The following is a 19,763-nucleotide window of genomic DNA, read 5'->3' on the forward strand; positions in this document are numbered from 1 at the left end:
CCCGGAACTGGCGGATCTTCCGCATATGCCGGCCCGGTGGACGAAGCTCATCGCCATGGCACAAGCGTTTCTCCAACAAGAGGCGGCCTGACTTTTTTGTCCGCCGGAGCCCGTTGAACAGAACTCCTGCCGGATTCGGCGAAGCGAACCCTTGACCAACCGAACACCGCCAAAGGTAAAATTCGGTCATGGCAAGGGCGGCTTTCCTATTGCCTTCTTTTTGTCCCCGTCGCCCTTGACGACTCTTTCCCACCTTTGGCGGGTGTTGGTCAAGGGCGAATCCGGCCCTCCGCATGCCCCACGATGCTCAATGGTATGATCTGTGTGGAGTTTTCATAGAACTTTTGACGCTACCTAACTATATTATACTATATTTTACTGAATCTATCCTATTTTCAGCAAAATATAGTTAAGGCGATTCATCTCCCACTTACTCCGCTTCGCTTCGTTGAAGTGGGAGTCTTCTCGCCTAATTAAGATAAAAAGAATAAAAATTCCTCACCGATATGCGGAAATGTTTCGTATAATAGAAAAAAAAGGAGGCGGCAAGAATGAACGGCATCTTCATCGACGACAAGCGGCTCGGCATCCGCGTGCCGCATCTGGACAAGCCTTGGGAGGACTACAGCCCAAACGAACAAGAGGCGATTTTACTGGAATGGGAAACAATCCGCGGCATGATCCCCGACCGCATCGCAGAACTGGAGCGGGAAATCAACGAAAAACAAGACGCGCTCGGCCAAGAAGCGGATTTTGCGCGCTCGTGCCGGCTCAATGCCGACATTGCCGAACTCGCTTCGATCGTGAATGATTTATGGATTTGGTATCGGGTCAGTCCCCATGTTTCCTTTGAAAAGGAAGCGGCGGTAAAACGCAAAATACGCTGACGAAACCGGCCGTCTCTTTTTTCTACGGCCATGTCGCCCCCGCCGCCCTTGCCGCGGCTTTCGCGACCACCTCCCAAAAGGCTCGGGACACCCTTTCTTAACTATGATGTAGGCGTAAAACAATCTTGAAGAAACGATGTGTTGTGTTTTGTTTAAGAAAAAACAACCTTTTAGGTCAGTCCCCCCATTTCCGCTCATCCTCTCCTTTCGTCAAAGCGTCTTTCGCTGCTTCTCCCTATCCTTCCGAATCTCTCTCACCACATGCCTCAACTCCGGCAAAATGAGCTTCGTCATCGCGAGGCGCACAGCGCCGGTGGAGCCGGGGGTGCAAAAGACGGCGGTGTCCATCGCCACGCCGGCGACGGCGCGCGACAGCATGGCGGCCGGGCCGATGTCTTCGGTGTAGCTTAGGAAGCGGAACAGCTCGCCAAAGCCGACGAGTTCTTTCTCAAGCAGCGCTTTCACCGTTTCGATCGTCACGTCGCGCTTGGCGATGCCGGTGCCGCCGTTCGTGAGCACCGCATCGACATCGGCGTGGCAGCAGCCGTCAAGCACTGCTTCGCGAATGGCGTCCGCTTCGTCTTTGACGATCTCATAGCCGACGACCTCATGCCCGGCTTCCGTGAGCAGCTCGATCATCAACCGGCCGCTTCGGTCGGTTTCCTCCGTTCTCGTGTCGCTGACGGTGATGACTTTGCAGCGGACGGTTTTGGGAGCTTCTTGTTTATGGGCAGCTGTGCTCATTCCCTCATCTCCTTTTGTCATTGTGTTGTTAGCTATAGTATAGCAAAAATTACCCAACTCTTGCCGGCTGCTTCTCGCTGGCGAAACGAAAGGAAAAGACCCCATCGTGAAATCAATGTCTTCCGCTCCGTCCGGAGTTGTTGAAACAAGAATCAAGCGCACCAAAGCGGCAAAACAAAAAAATGGCTGCCCCGTTTGTTTGGGGCAGCCGTTTTGGCCAAAATGGCTGCAACGATTCTTTTTATTACAATCCGCTTACAAATTCGCCAGCCGCATGACATCACGGGCGATCATGACCTCTTCGTTCGTCGGGATGACGAGCACTTTGACCGGCGAGTGCGGGTAGCTGATGAACGCTTCTTTGCCGCGCACTTTGTTTAGGATGGGATCCCAGTAAACTCCCATAAACTCGAGGCCGCGCAGCACTTTGGCCCGCACGACTTCGCTGTTTTCGCCGATGCCGGCGGTGAAAATGATGGCGTCGACGCCGCACATGCGCGCCGCATACGAGCCGATGTATTTATGAATGCGGTTCGCAAACACTTCCAACGCAAGTTCCGCGCGCTCATTTCCTTCGGCGGCCGCTTTTTCCAAGTCGCGCAAGTCGCTCGAGATGCCGGAGATGCCGAGCATGCCGCTCTTTTTATTCAGCACTTCAATCACTTCATTAACGGTCATTCCTGTTTTTTCCATAATGTATGGGATAAGCGCCGGGTCGATGTTGCCAGAGCGCGTCCCCATCGCGACGCCCGCTAATGGCGTAAAGCCCATCGACGTGTCGATCGATTTGCCGCCTTCGACCGCCGCGATGCTCGCCCCGTTGCCTAAATGGCACGAGATGAGGCGCAGCTGCTCGATCGGCCGGCCGAGAAGCTCCGCCGCCCGCTGGGTGACGTATTTGTGCGACGTGCCATGGAAGCCGTACTTGCGAATGCCGAATTTCGTGTAATACTCATACGGCAAGCTGTACAAAAACGACTGTTCCGGCATCGTTTGGTGAAACGCCGTATCAAAAACGGCGACGGCCGGCACGTTCGGCAGCACTTCCTGAAACGCGCGGATGCCGACGAGGTTGGCCGGGTTATGAAGCGGAGCGAGCTCGGACACTTCTTCGATTTGTTTTATCACCTCATCGGTGATCAACACCGAATCGCTGAACTTCTCCCCGCCGTGGACGACGCGGTGGCCGATGCCGTCAATTTCGTCAAATGACCGGATGATGCCATAGCGAATCAGTTTGTCAAGCAGCAGTTTCACCGCCACGGCATGGTTCGGGATGGAAGTGACTTCCCGCTGTTTCTCCCCGTTCACGACGATCGTAAAAATCGCGTCGTCAAAGCCGATCCGCTCGACGATTCCTTTCGTTAACACCGTTTCCGCCGGCATGTCAAACAATTGGAATTTCAACGAAGAACTTCCCGCATTAACGGCTAACACTTTTGCCATCGAACATACAGCTCCTTTTTGCCAAAATCCGTTCGCACTTACGGTTAGTGTGCGCGATTGGGCGCTGTTTCACTATGCCTTTTTTCATTGTATGCCTCCCTTTTCTTCCTTTCAAGCGGCGTTTTCTTTCGTAATCGGTTGCAAATAAATGTTTTTATGTTGTGAAAATAAAAACAGCCTTCAAGCAGGTTGGAGACTGTCAGCGCCCTTTTTCGTCGGCGATCCAGGCATCGATTTTCGCCATCATCGCCTGCATGGCCGTCTTGTTGGAAAAGCGCGGCAGTTCGGCGAGCAGCACTTGTTTCGGCGCTTTCGCCATCGGGCCTTTCTTTTGCAAAATGAATATGCTTTTCGCCGCCTGCTCGTGTTTAAACATGGACAGCGGCAACTGCAACAAGCCTTGAACGATGGCGGTTTCTTTTAAAAATTCATTCAGCTGTTCCGCCTGAGGGCTGGAAAACAGCGTGTTCGGAATGAGGAAAAACAAATAGCCGCCGTCTTTTGTATAGCGCAAGCTTTGCTCGATCAACAAATGATGCGCATACGACCGCCCTTCTTTCGCTTTTAACACAAAGCGGCTGGCATTGGCGTCATCCGGGTAGTAGCCGACCGGCAAATCGCAGACAACGACATCGGCCGGTTCGACGAACAAAGGGCGCAGGCTGTCCTGGTTAAACAGCTGCACCGGGTGCTGCTGCAAGTTGGCATTGACATATGCGAGTTTGACGAGCAGATCGTCAACGTCGGCGCCGTAGCTTTTCGCCTGCCGGCCGCCGAGCCCGTTTAACACGGCTGTAAGCAAATTGGCCGTGCCGACGGCCGGGTCCAGAATCGTTAGCGCCAAATGCGGGCGCGTGAACTGCCGGACGAGGTAGGCCAAAAACACACTGACCGCATCCGGCGTCATTTGGTGGTTCGGCTGGACGTGCTGGCGCATCCCTTTTAAGACGGCAAGCTGAAACGCCTTGCGGATGTGCTCGTTCTGAAACTGTTCGAGCCCCAATTCGCGATATTGCTTTTTCAACCGTTTCGCGTTCAGCTCGCTCACCTCATCTTGCAGCACGTCGCCGTGAAACAAATTTTCCCCTGTTTCCGCGACAGCTTCCAAATACGTGCATTGCAGCTCCTCCTGCAAAATGCGGGCCGTTTCATCCAAGACGGCAAACAGCCGCTCAACGGGTGTCATCATACGTGCGTCCCCCTTTCTGCCCATGTCCCTTCTATATATTGTACGTCCGTCCGCCCCGCCCCGCAAGGCAAACAGCGACCAAAACGAAACGGCCCCGAACGGATCGGAGCCGTTTTCCTTATTTCGCCGCTTTCGCCGCTTCAATCGCTGCTTCGTAGTTCGGATGGTTCGTCACTTCCGGCACGTATTCGACGTATGTGACCGTGTCGTTGCTATCGATGACAAACACGGCGCGGGCAAGCAGGCGAAGTTCTTTGATCAGGACGCCGTACGCTTGTCCAAATGAGACGTCGCGATGGTCGGACAACACTTCAACGTTTTCGATGCCAGCGGCGCCGCACCACCGTTTTTGCGCAAACGGCAAATCCACGCTGATCGTCAGCACTTTCACGTTGTCAAGCTTCGACGCTTCCTCGTTAAACCGGCGCGTCTGCGCGTCACAAACACCGGTGTCAAGCGACGGCACGACGCTAATGAGGCGGACATGCCCCTTCGTATCGGCGAGCGTCACTTCCTGCAAATTTTGGTTCAACACGGTGAAGTCCGGCGCTTTGTCGCCGACTTTCACTTCGTTGCCGACGAGCGTGACCGGATTGCCTTTAAACGTCACTTGAGCCATGGCTTCTCCCCCTTAGGAAAAAATATGTACCATCTCCATAGTAAGACGAAAAGGCGGCGTTTGCAATCGTTTTACTCGCCGCATCGCCCCTTTCGCCTGCGGCCCGCCAAAACAAAGCGCTGGACGAAACCCGATCCAGCGCCAAGCCCGGCTAAATGTCAAAATCGTTCGCGGTGGAAGACGCGCCGTCTTTTTTGTTTTTCTTCAACATCGCCTGGATTTTTTCGATGGCTTGTGGGGCGAGATCGAGAATTTTTTCGTATAAATGCGTGCTTTCATCTAGATGGAGAAGTTTGACACCCGATGAGTTGACGACGAGAAACGCGATCGGGGTGATCGACACGCCGCCGCCGCTGCCGCCGCCAAACGGGTGCCCGTTCCCCTGTTGCTGCCCGTTTTGCCCGTTCGTTTGCGCCCCTTGACCGTTTGTCTGGCCGTCAAGCATAAATTCGCTGCCGCCGGCCGCAAACCCGAACCCGACCTTCGACACCGTTAAAATGACGCTGCCATCCGGCGTCTCGACCGGATCGCCGATAATCGTGTTGACGTCGATCATTTGTTTTAAATTTTCCATCGCGGTTGTCATAAGCCCTTGGATCGGATGGTTCGTCATCATCATTCCTCCTAATAGCCTTCATTTGCCTGTCGCGCAGCGGAAAGGCTGCGCTTTGGCGGATGCCGCCTGCGCCAATGTGTGATGACGCGCAATCCTGCTACCATAGCATGCCCGATTCGGAAATGAAACATACATAAAAACGACGTTTCCGAGACGGCTCGGTCGTACACGGGAACGATCGCAATCACCGGGGTCGTTTTCATGTTCATGTACCGCCTCGCCGCTCCGATAATAGCGTATTTCAACGACCAGCCAAGCCCGACGAGCAGCCCGGTCGATGCCGCATCACCCGTTCCGATGTTTGTCTTCCATTCCCATTTGGTAATCGTCACATGGCGACAAAATTGTTTCATAATTTCATGAAAATCGATGACGTGCTCCCAAAACTGTTTTACTTTGCGAAAAAAGTCGGCGATTTTTTTCGGCGTCCATTTTCCTTTCTTTTCTTCCTTGCCGCGCGTCTCCCCCATCCCTTTTTTGTGGATGAACGCCACCCCGGGCGCTTCCGATTCGGTTTCCAGCTTGATGAGCGGAATGTGAATCGTGTAGCGGATGAGGCCAAACAGCGTGCGCACCACAATTTTGTATTCATCATCGTCCTGCCGATGGCGAAACACAACCGTCACGGAAAGTTTCATGAAGGCGGCAAGAAGGAACAACACCATAACGGCTATGGCGACTATGATTACGACTTTCAAGGCCCGTCCTCCCTTTCACCATATCATTGTCGCCATATGAAAAAAAAATAAACCTGCCGCATGGCAGGTGAACAACGCCGTTTGCCCCGCAAAAGCCGGCTACTCGCGGATGACGATCGTATCGGCAAACTGGTCGTGCATTCCTTTTTTCTTTTCCGAAAAGGCGACAAACAAAAAGCCGACAAACAGCAATGTTTTGCTGATGAATTTGCCGATGACTTCGCGAAACAACACGGTCAGCCAGGTGAGCGGCTCGCCGCGCTCATCGACCACTTTTAAGCCGAACACCATTTTGCCAAACGTCTGCCCAAACGCTTTCGTCATCAACACGAAATAGGCGTAAAAGACGACGGCGGCCGCGACCGAGGCTGGCGCGAACAACCCGTCCCGCTCAAGCGGCCAATCGAATAGGCGGAAAAGCGGCCAAACGACAAGCCGGTTGAGGCTTGAGACAACAATGACATCAAGGCAATACGCCCAAAAACGAAGCCAAAACCCTCCGTAGCGGGGAGCGGGGTCCGCCGCATCACAGATGGACGCCGGCAGCGCCATCGATTGTGTGTCCTCCATTTCTTGATCCCCCCTATTCGGCGTACAAGTACATAAGCCGCGGCGAGGATGGGCGCGACAACAGGCGGATGAGCCCGGCCGCCTCGCTGTCCGGCTTCATCCGGTTCGACACCACCTCAAAGAGAGAGCTCCACGGCGCATCGTTCACGTATTTTACGACTTGAGCGCCGGTTAAATGATGCTCTTTTTTGAGCGCAGCGATCGCGTCATCCAAGTAGCCGAACTCGTCGACAAGGCGGAGCGCCTTCGCCTGTCGCCCGTCATAAATGCGGCCGTCCGCCAGCTTTCGCACCGTGTCTTCCGGCAGCTTTCTCCCTTTGGCTACCACATCCACAAACGCATCATACGAATCATTGATCAGCCGTTGCAAAATCTCCCGTTCCGCTTCGGTCATTTTGCGCGCCGGATTCATGATGTCTTTGTACGGCCCGCTTTTGATCGTGACAAGCTCCACGCCGTACTTCTTTGCCAGCCCTTCATAGTTGACGCTTTGCATGATGACGCCGATGGAGCCGGTGATCGTCTCCGGGCTGGCGAAAATTTTATCGCCGGCCGCTGCGATATAGTAACCGCCCGAGGCGGCCATGGTCCCCATCGATACATAAATCGGCTTGTTCGTCTTCTTTTTCAGCTTCATCAGCTGATCGTAAATTTCCGCGCTTTCCGCGACACCGCCGCCCGGCGAATTAATGCGCAAGATAATCGCTTTGATGTCTTGATCCTCTTTCGCCTGTTTGATCATTTGCAAAAACGTTTGGTGATTGTACTGTGATGAGGAAAGAAACGACTCCGCTTCCCCCGCATCTTGAATCACTCCGTTCACTTCCAACACTGCGATTTTTTTCAACGGGTCGCCCTCGGCGATGACTTCTTCGCTAAATGGCGACTCCATGAGCGCCAGCCACCTTTCCGACCAGCCGCCCGCCTTGTCGGACAAAAGAACGCCAACCGCCTGAACAAGCACGGAGATCACAAACAAGGCGGCGGCGATGGCCAACGCCGTCCATCGTTTTCGATTCATCATCTTCCTCCCTTTGCATCGGCTGCCATATTTTTAGAATCGTGGCAAACGTGGTACAATATTCATTGTACATCGGTTCAAGATTCAACGCTACTAGGAGGATGCAAAATATGGATACCGAACGCAACCACCTTTATTTTTTTTATAAGCGCGACGATGAACTCGTCCGGCGAGTGAAACCGCTCATCGAATGGGCTGAGCGCGGGCCGTTTGTCGTTGTCGACGACTATCGGGAAGCGAACATCATTGTCAGCATCGGCGACGACGGCGCATTTTTGCAGGCGGTCCGGCAGACGGGATTTCTTCCTGACCGTTTGTACGTCGGCGTGTCCGTCTTGCCGGCGCGCGGGTTTTACTGCGATTTCCATATTGACGACATCGATCATATGGTGGAAGCGGCGAAAAATTGGAAACTCGAAGTGCGGCGCTACCCAATCATCGAAGTGACGATCGACGGCGCGGCTTCGTTTTTCTGCTTAAACGAATGTTCGATCCGCTCGCAAATCATTAAAACGATGGCGGTCGACGTGTTCATCGACGATTTGCATTTTGAGACGTTCCGCGGCGACGGCATTATCGTCTCGACGCCGACCGGCAGCACCGGCTACAATAAATCGGTGCACGGAGCGGTCGTCGATCCGCTCTTGCCGTGCTTTCAAGTGAGCGAACTCGCCTCGCTCAACAGCAACCGCTATCGGACGCTCGGCTCGCCGTTCATTTTGAGCGGCTCGCGGACGTTGACGCTGAAAATGTTGGAAGAAACAAGCCATTTTCCGATCATCGGCCTCGACAATGAAGCGCTCAGCATCCAGCATATTGAGCGGATTGACATTCGTTTAAGCGACCGGGTGGTCAAAACGGTGCGCCTAAAAGACAATTCGTTCTGGGATAAAGTGAAACGCGTCTTTTTGTGAAGCGTGTGTCTGTTCTCCCGGCGAAACACCGGATCTAAAATGGCGAATCCGTTCGACGCGCATGCGGCAAGAGGGTGTCTCGCAACGAGACACCCTCTTGTTTGGTCGCCGCGCGGACATCGCTCCGCTTCTGGCAACGGCCAGCTCAACCGGCTCTTTCTACTTACGACGACCGGCCGACAAGGCGGGCTTCCCGCTCGCGCAGCTCGACGCGGCGGATTTTTCTGGACGCCGTTTTCGGCAAATCGTCGACAAACTCGATTTTGCGCGGGTATTTGTACGGCGCCGTCAACTGTTTCACATGTTCTTGCAAGGCCGGAATCAGAGACGAATCGTCTTTGTCGACCCCGTCGCGCAGCACGACAAACGCTTTGACAACATGGCCGCGCACTTCATCCGGACTGGCGACAACGGCGCACTCTTTTACGGCTGGGTGCTTGACAAGCGCGTCTTCGACTTCAAACGGGCCGATCGTATAACCGGCGCTGATGATGATGTCATCCCCGCGGCCTTCAAACCAGAAATAGCCGTCTTCGTCTTTGCGCGCTTTGTCTCCCGTAATGTAGTAGTCGCCGCGGAACTGCATCGCTGTCCGCTCCAGATCTTTGTAATAATACTTAAACAGCGCCGGCGTCTCGATATGGACGGCGATGTCGCCGACTTGTCCGGGCGGGCACGGCTCGCCGTTTTCATCGATAATTTCGACGCGGTTGCCTGGCGTCGGTTTCCCCATCGAACCCGGCTTGATGGGCATTCCTTTCATGACTCCGACCAGCAGCGTGTTTTCTGTCTGGCCGTAGCCGTCTCGCACTTCGACGCCGAAATGCTTGGCAAACGTGTCGATCACTTCGCGGTTGAGCGGCTCTCCGGCGGACACGGCGCTGTGCAAATGAGATAGATGATAGCGGCCGATGTCCGGCACTTTCGCCATCAAACGATACTCGGTCGGCGTGCAGCACAGCACATTGATGTTGTGTTTTTCCAATAGCTGTAAATATTTTTCCGGCTCAAAGCGGCCGTAATAGACAAAGCCGGTCACCCCTGAGCCGAGCACCGATAAAAACGGGCTCCAAATCCATTTTTGCCATCCCGGTCCGGCCGTCGCCCAAACGAGGTCGCCTTCTTCAATGCACAGCCAGTTTTTCGCAGCCGTGCGCAAGTGGGCGTACGCCCAACCATGGCAATGGACGACCCCTTTCGGATTGCCGGTCGTGCCGGATGTGTACGACAAAAACGCCATATCATCGCGCGAGGTATCCGCCGCCTCAAGCGTTTCGCTCTCTTTGGCCATGGCGTCTTCAAGCGGAATCCATCCGTCTCGGGGTTCCCCGATGACGAACTTCGTCAAACGTTCGATGCCGTCAATCGGCGCAAATTCGTCCGTATACGGCGCATAAGCGACAACCGCCTTCGCTTCGCTATGGACGAGCCGATATTGCAAATCCTTTGTCCGCAGCATCTCCGAGCTTGGGATGACGACAAGCCCGGCTTTGAGCGCCCCTATATACACTTCGTATGTTTCAATGAGGCGCGGCATCATGACGAGCACTTTATCGCCTTTTTCGAGCCCATGCGATAAGAAAGCGTTTCCAATCTGGTTGGCGCGCGCCATCAAGCGGCCGTATGTAATCTCTTTCGTTTCGCCTTGCTCGCTCTCCCATTTCAACGCGATCCGATCCGGGCCGGCGGCCGCATGCCGTTCCATTTCCGATGTTAAATTGTAGCGCTCGGGAGCAATCAAGTCTTCCCTCCTCATCGTTCCTCTCCCCCTCTGTCTTGTTTCGCCTTGGTCGGCATCTTTATTATACAAAATAATCGTTCTATTTTGAATACCGTTTTTCTCATATGAAAGCGGCGGGGAATGCCCCCGCCGCGTAAGCCATCATTATGAAATTAGAATTGGCGTGCGCCGCCCAATTGTTGCTGCGCCATGGCAACGAGGCGTTTCGTGATCTCGCCGCCGACCGAACCGTTGGCGCGGGAAGTCGTGTCAGCGCCTAAGTTGACGCCAAATTCTTGGGCGATTTCGTATTTCATTTGTTCGAGCGCTTGTTGGGCACCCGGAACAAGCAATTGATTGTTGTTGCGTGCCATCTGTTTTCACCTCCTTGTACCTATAGAATGTGTGAAAACAGATGGCGATATACAGTGATGCTTTTTGGTAAATTTTGAAATTCAAAACAGCTCGGCAAACTCATCGCCCTGCCCTGTTTCTTCATCAATGACGAGCGTTTCTGTGTCATTGACTGCCTTTTCCAGAAGCGGAGCGAGGTCGAGCTGGCTCTCATAATGGAACACTTTTTCTTTTTTTGGCTTCGTTTTCGGCGCTCTTGGCGTAAAAATGGTGCAACAGTCTTCATAAGGAAGAATGGAAATATCATGTGTGCCGATTTGCTTCGCCAGCTCGATAATTTCAAGTTTATCCATCGAAACAAGCGGGCGCAAAATCGGGGTATTGGTCACCTCATTGATCACGTACATGCTTTCTAGCGTCTGGCTCGCGACTTGGCCGAGGCTTTCGCCTGTGACAATCGCCAACGCCCGCTGGCGGCGGCGCAGCGCGTCGGTGATCCTAAGCATCGCCCGCCGAGTGGAAATGAGCGAGTACTCGTTCGGAACTCCTTGATAAATGGCTTGCTGCACTTCCGTAAACGGCACGATGTGAAGCTTGATTCTCCCGCCGTATGTCGTCAACTTGCGCACGAGGTCAATCACTTTTTGCTTCGCCCGTTCGCTTGTAAACGGCGGGCTGAAAAAGTGGACGGCCTCAATTTCCAAACCGCGCTTCATCGCCAAATAACCAGCAACCGGGCTGTCGATGCCGCCGGAGAGCATGAGCATCGCCTTGCCGCTCGTTCCGACCGGCAGGCCGCCGGCGCCGAAAATGTCGCGGCACGTGACATATGTCCCGTCTTGGCGCACTTCAATGCGCACGTCAATATCCGGCTCGCGCACGTTGACCCTAAGCCCGTCCGTCTGCCGCAAAATATGCGCCCCCACCTCGTAGTTCAGCTCGTCGCTTCGATACGGAAACTGCTTATCGACGCGGCGGGCGCTCACTTTAAACGTTTTTCCTTTGTATGGGAGCTGGCGGACGGCGGCGAGCGACGTTTCCTTAATGGCGTCCAGATCGTTTTCGCACTTCATCGCCAGGCTGAACGAATGAATGCCAAAAACGGTTTTCAGCTTTTCGATGATCGGTTCATGCGGCTCGCCGTTTAATAAAATATACATTCGGTCACGCATATATTCAATCTGAATCCGCTCGAACGCCTGCAGTTTGCGGGCAATGTTGTTTTTAAGACGCCGGACGAAGATGTTCCGATTTTTTCCTTTCGTCGTCATTTCTCCGTAGCGGATCAAAATGCGGTCATAGTTCATCATCTTATTCCGTTACCTCGCTTAATGTTTTGATCGCCTGCTTGATCGCTGCCACCGCCGGCGCGATTTCTTCCCGGCTGTTGTCAAACGACAAGCTGATGCGAATGCCGCGCTCGGCTCGGTCTTCACCAAGCCCCATGGCCAAAAGCGTCTTGCTCGGCGCCTTTTTTTTCGATGAACAGGCTGACGTCGTCGAAACGTATATTCCTCTTTTTTCTAGTTCGTGAACAAACACTTCCGGCTTCACGCCGCGCTTTAACGAAAAGTTGATGATATGAGGAGCGGCGCCATCGCGCGGCGTGTTGATCTCGATGTCTGGAATCGCCAAGAGCGCTTCAAGCCACTCGTCTTTCAATGCTTGAAGCCGGCCGATGTCCCGCTCGTAGCGCTCGAGCGCCAAGCGAAGCGCCTTCGCCATCGCGACGATGGCGGCGACATTTTCCGTTCCGGACCGAAGCTGCCGCTCCTGCCCGCCGCCGGCAATCAACGGCGCCAAGCGGACGCCTTCACGGACATAAAGCAAGCCGGCGCCGCGCAATCCGTGAAATTTATGCGCCGATATCGTGCATAAATCGACACCGGCTTGCTTCAAGTCGAGCGGCACTTTGCTGATCCCTTGCACCCGATCGACGTGAAACAATGTTTTCGGATAGCGGGACAAGAGGGCGCCGATTTCTTCGATCGGCTGCACCGTGCCAACTTCGTTATTGACGTGCATGACCGACACGAGAATCGTATCGTCGCGTAGCGCGCGTTCCACTTGCTCAACCGATACCCTTCCTTCGCGGTCGACCGGCAAGTACGTCACCTCAAAACCAAGCTCCTCAAGCTGGCGGCACGGTTCAGCGACAGACGGATGCTCGATTTTCGTCGTAATGATATGCCGGCCGCGCCGCTGATATTGCCAGGCGACCCCTTTGATGGCGAAATTGTTCGCCTCCGTTCCGCCGGAGGTAAAAACGATTTCGTTCGGCTTAACGCGCAGCATGGCGGCGATTTGTTCACGCGCCTGCGCCAAAAGCCGCTCCGCCTTCATGCCCAGCCCATGGAGCGACGAAGGATTGGCAAAATAGTTCGTTGCGACGGCGACGAACGAATCGATCACCTCGGGAAATGGTTTGGTCGTCGCACTGTTGTCAAGATAAATCATCGCTTCCATCCTCCGCTCATTGTCGGCAAAATATCGCTGTACATCGTCCATCTTAACCAAAACAGGCGCCAATCGACAACGAAAACACACCGTCATTTACATTATTCACCAAAAACCCATTGAACAATCTCCCACCTGCGCGAAGAGGTGGGAGATTCTTGGGAACACCCGCCCCACGGCAGGCTGTCAGCCAAGCCATCCCCGTGCATCCCACGGTTTGGCTGCCTTACGAAGACAGCAAACGAAGCCCCTCATTCAAGATATTCCGGGCGGCGTTCTTGTTTGAGGGAAGAGGTAGAAAAGCTTGTGTTCAGCCATATGATTCTGTGTTTTTTAGGTAAAATAATGGATAATCAATACTCGTGATCGGGTGGTTTATCACTGTTCGCGGCTGTTATCCTCCTGCCATAATTTCTGCACACGGTCAAACGCGCCCGGCTCGACTTCTTCAACGGCCGCCACCGCCTGCCGGAGCGCCTCCTCATAATCATAATGGCGAAATAAAAATTCGGCTTCTTCCAGCCCTTTGCGGACCGCTGGATAGCGGCGGCGGTAGCGGTTGCCGTATTGAATCGTCCGCTCCGCCAGCGTCGCCTGTTCGATCATTTCCACCGTCCGCTCATACAACCGTTCCACAGCCGCTTTCGCCTCCTCCAACGCTTGGTCGACCGCCGGCATGTCAAGCGGCTTTTCTTCAAGACGCGCGGCAACGGCTTGCAAGCTGCGTCTCGCTTCCGCCAATTCAAGCGCATACGGTTCAGGCAGCCCCGGCAGCCGGCTTTTTTGCACAAGGCGGATCGCCTCGGCCAATGTTTTTCTCATGCCGTCAAGCTTTTCGCGGGCGATCAATTCGTCTTTGCGCAGCGTCTGCAGCATCGTTCGAAACTGTTCATGCTCTTCCTTCATGAGGTCGATCTGAGACACAAGCTGCTCAAGCTCCTCTTTCAGGAGCGAATACGCTGTTTTCGCCTCGGCAACGCGGTCTTGAATGAGAAAAAACCGCTTTTGCAACTGGTGCAGCTGCTTTTCGATGCTCCGGTACTTTTCGAGGTCGCTTGGCGCCAAATGGTAGCTTTGCTGGACGAACAGCGCCTCAGCCTCGGTTTCCTTCGCCTCGGCGGCGAGCTCCTGAAGCATGCCGCTGAGGCGCGGCATTTCCGTTTGCACATATTGATGCGCGAGCACTTCGTTTTCGAGCAAATCGTAGAGCGCGTCGATCTCTTCTTTCAGCTCAGCGACAATCTGCTTCGCTTCTTCGATGCGCAGCTCATGGATCATGGCCAGACATTGCTCGATTTTTTCCCGTTTTTCCTGAAGCGTGCGCTCCATGTGCAAATGGTCAAGGATGTATCCGCGCTCTTCCATCTCTCGATAGCCATCAGCCAACTCAGCGAGCTGAGCTGGCAACGACGTTTGGCATTCGCCAAGAAGTTTAGGAATATCTTCCATCATGGCTGTGAGCCGGCCGAGCTCTTCCTTCAGTGTCAGAACCACATCGCGCGCCGCCAAATAGTTGCCGGCTTCCGTCAATTCGGCAAACCGCTGAAACTGCTTTTCCGCTTCCGTTAAACGGACGTCAAGCAAGTCGGCAGCCGAACCGAACGTATAACGGTAAGCAAGCAACGCCTTTTTCGCTTCCCGGTGAGCCGCACGCAGCTCCTCGATCTCCGCCCGGCTTTGTTCCTCGCTGCCGATCAACTCATTCACTTCATGAATGATTTCATGCACTTCTTCCTCAAGACGACGCAATCCGTCGGCGATCTGCCCAAGCAGCCGGCGCGCCTGCCGGTAGCGGTATTTGTCGAGCAGCCGCTCCGCGTCAAACAGCTGTTCTTCCACATTCGGCAGCTTCACTGCCACAATGTCGTCCCATTGCTGGCGCCATCGTTCAAACAGCTGCTCCGTCTCCCCTGTCATATTCAGCTGTTTCACTTTCGCCAGCTCATCCGGCACCGGCCGGTTCATCAAGTTGATTTTCCATTCCTCGAGCCGATCGATTTCCCGGTACATCCGCTTCCGGTACACATGATTATATATGATTGCCCCCGCTCCGAGGAGCAGAACGATCCATGCCATTCCCATCCGCTGATGCCCTCCTTGCATTCAAGCTACTTCTATCGAACAAACGAAAATAGCGGAGAAGACAAAAATATATGTTTTTCAATGTTTTTATGATACCATGTTAACGACATTTTTTGACCAAAATTTTTATTTTTTTTACAAGAATCTTCACTATTTTTTCTATGATACATGAAGAAAGGAGGAAAATCGATCATGCGCGACGGGCATATTCATACGCTGTTTTGTCCGCACGGAAGCCAAGATCCGCTTGAGGCCTATGTAGAGCGCGCGATCGAACTGGGCTATACCGACATTTCCTTTACGGAGCATGCCCCGCTTCCTGAGCGGTTTATCGATCCAACGCCCAACCAGGACTGTTCGATGAAGCTTAGCCAGCTTGAGCGCTATTTGCACGCCGTCGCTGAGGTGAAAGCCCGCTACCGAAACGACATTGCCATCCGTGTCGGGCTCGAAGTCGATTTTATTCCTGGCTTTGAGGAAGAAACAACCCGCCTGCTCGACGAGGTCGGCCCGCTGCTTGACGACAGCATTTTATCGGTTCACTTTTTGGCCTACGAAGGGCAATATGTATGCCTTGATTACAGCGAAGATATGTTCGCTGACATCGTCCGCTTGTTCGGATCGGTCGAACGCGTCCACCGCACCTACTACGAAACAGTGCTGCAATCGATCCGCACGGAGCTTGGCCGCTACAAACCGAGACGCATCGGCCATATGACGCTTGTGCGCAAGTTCCAACGCCGTTTCCCATGCTTGGAACCAATGGATGAGTGGATTGTTGCCATTCTCGATGACATCAAGCAGTTCGGCTATGAATTGGACTACAACGGCGCCGGCGCCGCCAAACCGCTCTGCCTTGAGCCATATCCGCCGGGCGGCGTGATCGCCGAGGCGCGGCGGCGGCGCATCCCAATCGTCTACGGATCCGACGCCCATCGCGCCGCCGACTTGCACCAAGGACGGGAGAGGATGGACCGCGAGGCGCTTTCGGTTGACAACCGCCCGCAGCCGTCATAAAATAGGCGAATCAGCCATTTCCCTGCTTGCATCCTGCTGGATGTTGAGGCCAGAGTCCTGCTCCAACCATGATGAAAAAGGAGGCTAGTTCTATGTTTCGTCCCATGGCTTACAACGGAACACGCGAAGAAAATTACGCGCTCGTCATCGAACAGCTGAAATCGCTCATTTCCGGGGAACCCAACTTCATCGCCAACTTGGCGAACGCAGCCGCCTTGCTCAACCAGTTTTTCACCGACATCAATTGGGTCGGTTTTTATCTCGCAGACGGCGAGGAGCTTGTGCTTGGCCCGTTCCAAGGCTTGCCGGCATGCGTGCGCATTCCGTTCGGCAAAGGGGTGTGCGGCACAGCGGCCGCCAAACGGCGGACGGTGGTCGTTCCAGACGTTCACCAATTCCCGGGCCATATCGCCTGCGATGCGGCGTCTCAATCGGAAATCGTCGTGCCGCTCATCAAAGACGACCGCGTCATCGGCGTTCTTGACATCGACAGCCCGGTAAAAAACCGCTTCGATGACATCGACCGCCGCTACTTGGAGCAGTTTGCCAGCGTGCTCATTTCCGCCTGACGAAAAAAGCGCACCAAGCGCGAAGAAGGAATCCGCTTGCTCGGATTCCTTTTTTTACACCTTATACAAATGACAGTCATCGTGCACAAAAATGCAGTTTTTTCCCGTCTCTTTTGCCATGTAAAGCGCGGCGTCGGCTCGTTTGAACAGCTGTTTTGCATCCTCGCAGCCTTGGCGCTCCCACCATGACACGCCGCACGAAACGGTCACCGTCGGAATCGTTTGTTCTCTGACTTTTTCTGTGATGCGGCGGGCAATCGAAATGGCGTCAGACAGCGGCACTTTCGGCAAATACACCGCCAGCTCTTCCCCGCCCCAACGCGCCGCCACATCGCCATCGCGAATGTTGGCGCGCACCGTCTCAGCCACTTGGACGAGCACCCTATCGCCCGTTTGATGGCCGTACACATCGTTGATTTGCTTAAAGTTGTCAATGTCAAACAAAATGAGCGCCCCAAATGCATCGGATCCCATGGATGTTTGGATCACCTCGTCCAAGTAACGGCGCGTATGCAGCTTTGTCAAATAATCGGTGACTACCATCTTCTCGAGCTCTTCGCGCAGCATCGCGTTCATAAACGCCAGCGTTGAATGTTGAACGAGGGATTCCAAGAGCTTAAACATCTCAAACGTAAATCGGTATGGCTCGCTGGCGAGCGCAATGCACAGTCCCTTCGTTTCCTTGTTTTGCTGCATCGGCGCCGCCATGATGGAACGAAACGAACCGAAAGCGGACACGCATACATCACCGGCAAATAAAATGTCATTTCCGCTTTGGCGCCGCTTTTCCACCCATTCGATATAGGGCTCGGACCGATGGTCGAAAAAAAACGGCGTGCTGCCTGGCAAAAGCTCCCGCTTGCCGTCGGCAAACAAGAAAAAACCGACTTCATCCGCGCCGAACGATTGTTGGATTTGCGATACCATGTACTCAATGGCTTCATGAAGCCGCGGCCGGGCGTTCAATTGGCGCATTGTGTCGTTGATCAGCTGCAAATCGGCGACAAGCCGGCGCGACTGTTCATACAACTTGGCGTTCTCAAGCGCGCTTCCAGCCGTGCTCGCCAGCAGCGAAACAAAATGAATCTCTCGTTTTGGAAATGGCGCAGCGTATGGGGCGATCATTTCAATCACCCCATACACCGCCTGCACCCCTTTAATCGGGGCGTACAGCACCGAGCGCGGCGGCGCCTCCATCTCCTCGCATTGCACTTGTCCAGTCAAAAACGCCCGCAACGCCGCCGTCTGTTTTTCCCTTTCATCCAATACAAGCGTTTTAATCGGCAAATTTCCGCGCAGATGGTTGTCATGCGACAACAGAAGGTGGTAGGTGAATGATGGATAGACGTTTTGCAGCGTGCGGATAATTTCTTCAAGCACAACATCGATATGCATCGAGGAATGAATTTTTGCGGCAAAGTGATGCAGCTGTCCATACCGTTTCTCTTCGCCCTCTCCTTGCAGCACCGCGCTAAGTTTCCGAAACAATCGCGCCAAATCCGTCCGGATCTCCCACAACAACCGCTCGTCAAAACCGCCATCTTTTCGATACACGAGCTCGACCATCGCCGGTGTCTCATCGGAAAGCATGAAAAAGAGCCGGGCCGCCATATGCGGCCCACCGGCATCGACAACAGCGACTTTCCGCTCTCCATCAGCCGCGATCGGCCTAGCGTCCGGCGTCCCAACCGCAGCCGCTTCCGGATAAAAGGCAGCCCGCACCGGGTCGTACAAATAAAAAACGGCTTGCTCGAGCGCCAGCTCTTCTTTTAGCAGCGCGAGCAACTCGCCCGCCGCCGCCGAAAACGGCCTATCGTCCTGAAACGCTAAAAACCAGTGGAAAAATTTTTGTTTAAATGATTCATACCGATTCATTTCTTCCTTGTTCATCGCCTTTTCCACCCAAACCGGCATCATCATTCCAAATGAGAGAATGGGATGGCAATTTTTCTGAAAATTGCATCTTATATTATATCATACAAATAGAGAAGAAGGGAAACAAAATGTTGACTTTATCCTCTAAAAATCATATAATAGCCTTTGTGTAAAATATAGCAGCCTTTGTGCCCACTTTTATGGTTCATTTTGTTCCTCGACCCGCCGAGGTGCATCGTGTAACTCTTAGCTGCGAGAGCGAGGATGCATGAAAACAAAATGGCCATAATTGTTGGCGCACATCTGCTTTTATTTTACGGGAATAAAAGCGTAAGGAGGAGCAACGAATGGCTCGTTATACTGGCCCAATGTGGAAAATTTCCCGCCGCCTTGGCATCTCGTTGAGCGGCACGGGGAAAGAATTGCAAAAACGTCCGTATCCGCCTGGCCAACACGGTCCGGGGCAACGGCGGAAATTGTCGGAATATGGCTTGCAGCTGCAAGAAAAACAAAAGCTGCGCCATATGTACGGCGTGAACGAACGCCAATTCCGCAAAACGTTTGAAGAAGCAGGCAAAATGCCGGGCAAACACGGCGAAAACTTCATGATTTTGTTAGAATCGCGCCTAGACAACCTCGTCTATCGCTTAGGGTTGGCCCGCACGCGCCGTCAAGCCCGCCAGCTCGTGACGCACGGCCACATTTTGGTCGACGGCAGCCGCGTCAACATCCCGTCGTACCGCGTCAAACCGGGACAAACGATCGCCGTTCGCGAAAAATCGCGCAACTTGCAAGTGATTAAAGAAGCGCTCGAAGCGAACAACTACATTCCAGATTACTTGACGTTCAATCCGGAAAAAATGGAAGGGACGTACACCCGCTTGCCGGAGCGTTCCGAACTGCCAGCGGAAATCAACGAAGCGCTCATCGTCGAGTTCTACTCGCGTTAAGGCGCAAAAAAGATCCGAAATGCATCGGCATTTCG

Annotated in this window: 19 protein-coding genes; 5 read left to right on the forward strand and 14 right to left on the reverse strand. The window is 53.8% G+C overall.

Going from position 1 to position 19,763, the window contains the following annotated elements; translation table 11 throughout:
* Nucleotides 1-551 precede the first annotated feature (551 nt).
* Nucleotides 552-887 carry a hypothetical protein gene (locus AP057_RS13050; protein ID WP_055358923.1) on the forward strand — a complete coding sequence of 112 codons (336 nt, stop codon included), beginning with the start codon at nt 552-554 and terminating at the stop codon, nt 885-887.
* Between the two features lie 210 nt (nt 888-1,097).
* On the opposite strand, the gene AP057_RS13055 is transcribed toward AP057_RS13050, so the two are convergent.
* The 8 genes from AP057_RS13055 to sppA form a co-directional block, all read right to left on the reverse strand.
* Nucleotides 1,098-1,631, reverse strand: a complete 534-nt coding sequence (locus AP057_RS13055; protein ID WP_033014471.1) for a molybdenum cofactor biosynthesis protein B — start codon at nt 1,629-1,631, stop codon at nt 1,098-1,100.
* 255 nt (nt 1,632-1,886) lie between these two features.
* Nucleotides 1,887-3,077: an acetate kinase gene (locus AP057_RS13060; protein WP_033014474.1), complete on the reverse strand. Its 1,191-nt coding sequence runs from the start codon at nt 3,075-3,077 to the stop codon at nt 1,887-1,889.
* A gap of 199 nt (nt 3,078-3,276) precedes the next feature.
* The gene (locus AP057_RS13065; protein WP_050367691.1) at nt 3,277-4,266 is read right to left on the reverse strand and encodes a class I SAM-dependent methyltransferase; all 990 of its coding nucleotides are present in this window, start codon (nt 4,264-4,266) and stop codon (nt 3,277-3,279) included.
* Between the two features lie 118 nt (nt 4,267-4,384).
* On the reverse strand, nt 4,385-4,885 hold the full coding sequence (gene tpx, locus AP057_RS13070; protein ID WP_033014480.1) for a thiol peroxidase: 501 nt from the start codon (nt 4,883-4,885) through the stop codon (nt 4,385-4,387).
* A gap of 151 nt (nt 4,886-5,036) precedes the next feature.
* Nucleotides 5,037-5,498 (reverse strand): GerW family sporulation protein, encoded by a 462-nt coding sequence (gene ytfJ, locus AP057_RS13075; RefSeq protein WP_033014481.1) that lies wholly within the window; start codon nt 5,496-5,498, stop codon nt 5,037-5,039.
* 11 nt (nt 5,499-5,509) lie between these two features.
* Nucleotides 5,510-6,199, reverse strand: coding sequence for a DUF2953 domain-containing protein (locus AP057_RS13080; RefSeq protein ID WP_055358924.1), 690 nt, complete (start codon nt 6,197-6,199; stop codon nt 5,510-5,512).
* A gap of 99 nt (nt 6,200-6,298) precedes the next feature.
* Nucleotides 6,299-6,751 (reverse strand): RDD family protein, encoded by a 453-nt coding sequence (locus AP057_RS13085; RefSeq protein WP_235468574.1) that lies wholly within the window; start codon nt 6,749-6,751, stop codon nt 6,299-6,301.
* Nucleotides 6,752-6,782: 31 nt separating this feature from the next.
* The gene (gene sppA, locus AP057_RS13090; protein WP_055358926.1) at nt 6,783-7,790 is read right to left on the reverse strand and encodes a signal peptide peptidase SppA; all 1,008 of its coding nucleotides are present in this window, start codon (nt 7,788-7,790) and stop codon (nt 6,783-6,785) included.
* A 110-nt stretch (nt 7,791-7,900) separates the two neighbouring features.
* Between sppA and AP057_RS13095 the strand changes: the two genes are divergently transcribed.
* Nucleotides 7,901-8,704, forward strand: a complete 804-nt coding sequence (locus AP057_RS13095) for an NAD kinase (protein ID WP_055358927.1) — start codon at nt 7,901-7,903, stop codon at nt 8,702-8,704.
* Between the two features lie 163 nt (nt 8,705-8,867).
* Here the strand turns inward: AP057_RS13095 and mbcS are convergent, their stop codons facing one another.
* The 5 genes from mbcS to ezrA all read right to left on the reverse strand — a co-directional run bounded on the left by mbcS (nt 8,868) and on the right by ezrA (nt 15,317).
* Nucleotides 8,868-10,460: an acyl-CoA synthetase MbcS gene (gene mbcS / locus AP057_RS13100; RefSeq protein ID WP_055358928.1), complete on the reverse strand. Its 1,593-nt coding sequence runs from the start codon at nt 10,458-10,460 to the stop codon at nt 8,868-8,870.
* 137 nt (nt 10,461-10,597) lie between these two features.
* The gene (locus tag AP057_RS13105; protein ID WP_033014490.1) at nt 10,598-10,798 is read right to left on the reverse strand and encodes an alpha/beta-type small acid-soluble spore protein; all 201 of its coding nucleotides are present in this window, start codon (nt 10,796-10,798) and stop codon (nt 10,598-10,600) included.
* 81 nt (nt 10,799-10,879) lie between these two features.
* Nucleotides 10,880-12,085: a tRNA uracil 4-sulfurtransferase ThiI gene (thiI, locus tag AP057_RS13110; RefSeq protein ID WP_055358952.1), complete on the reverse strand. Its 1,206-nt coding sequence runs from the start codon at nt 12,083-12,085 to the stop codon at nt 10,880-10,882.
* Between the two features lie 4 nt (nt 12,086-12,089).
* Nucleotides 12,090-13,235, reverse strand: a complete 1,146-nt coding sequence (locus AP057_RS13115) for a cysteine desulfurase family protein (protein ID WP_033014582.1) — start codon at nt 13,233-13,235, stop codon at nt 12,090-12,092.
* Between the two features lie 378 nt (nt 13,236-13,613).
* On the reverse strand, nt 13,614-15,317 hold the full coding sequence (ezrA, locus tag AP057_RS13120) for a septation ring formation regulator EzrA (protein WP_055358929.1): 1,704 nt from the start codon (nt 15,315-15,317) through the stop codon (nt 13,614-13,616).
* A 192-nt stretch (nt 15,318-15,509) separates the two neighbouring features.
* Between ezrA and hisJ the strand changes: the two genes are divergently transcribed.
* The gene (gene hisJ / locus AP057_RS13125; protein ID WP_055358930.1) at nt 15,510-16,334 is read left to right on the forward strand and encodes a histidinol-phosphatase HisJ; all 825 of its coding nucleotides are present in this window, start codon (nt 15,510-15,512) and stop codon (nt 16,332-16,334) included.
* Between the two features lie 92 nt (nt 16,335-16,426).
* Entirely contained in the window at nt 16,427-16,903 is a 477-nt protein-coding gene (locus tag AP057_RS13130) for a GAF domain-containing protein (RefSeq protein WP_011232274.1), read from the forward strand.
* A gap of 54 nt (nt 16,904-16,957) precedes the next feature.
* Here AP057_RS13130 and AP057_RS13135 read toward each other — a convergent pair whose 3' ends face one another.
* Nucleotides 16,958-18,793, reverse strand: coding sequence for a sensor domain-containing diguanylate cyclase (locus AP057_RS13135; RefSeq protein ID WP_055358953.1), 1,836 nt, complete (start codon nt 18,791-18,793; stop codon nt 16,958-16,960).
* Nucleotides 18,794-19,125: 332 nt separating this feature from the next.
* On the opposite strand from AP057_RS13135, the gene rpsD reads away from it, so the two are divergent.
* The gene (gene rpsD / locus AP057_RS13140) at nt 19,126-19,728 is read left to right on the forward strand and encodes a 30S ribosomal protein S4 (protein ID WP_011232276.1); all 603 of its coding nucleotides are present in this window, start codon (nt 19,126-19,128) and stop codon (nt 19,726-19,728) included.
* Nucleotides 19,729-19,763 lie beyond the last annotated feature (35 nt).

The organism is Geobacillus sp. Sah69 (assembly GCF_001414205.1).
Taxonomy (GTDB): Bacteria; Bacillota; Bacilli; order Bacillales; family Anoxybacillaceae; genus Geobacillus; species Geobacillus stearothermophilus.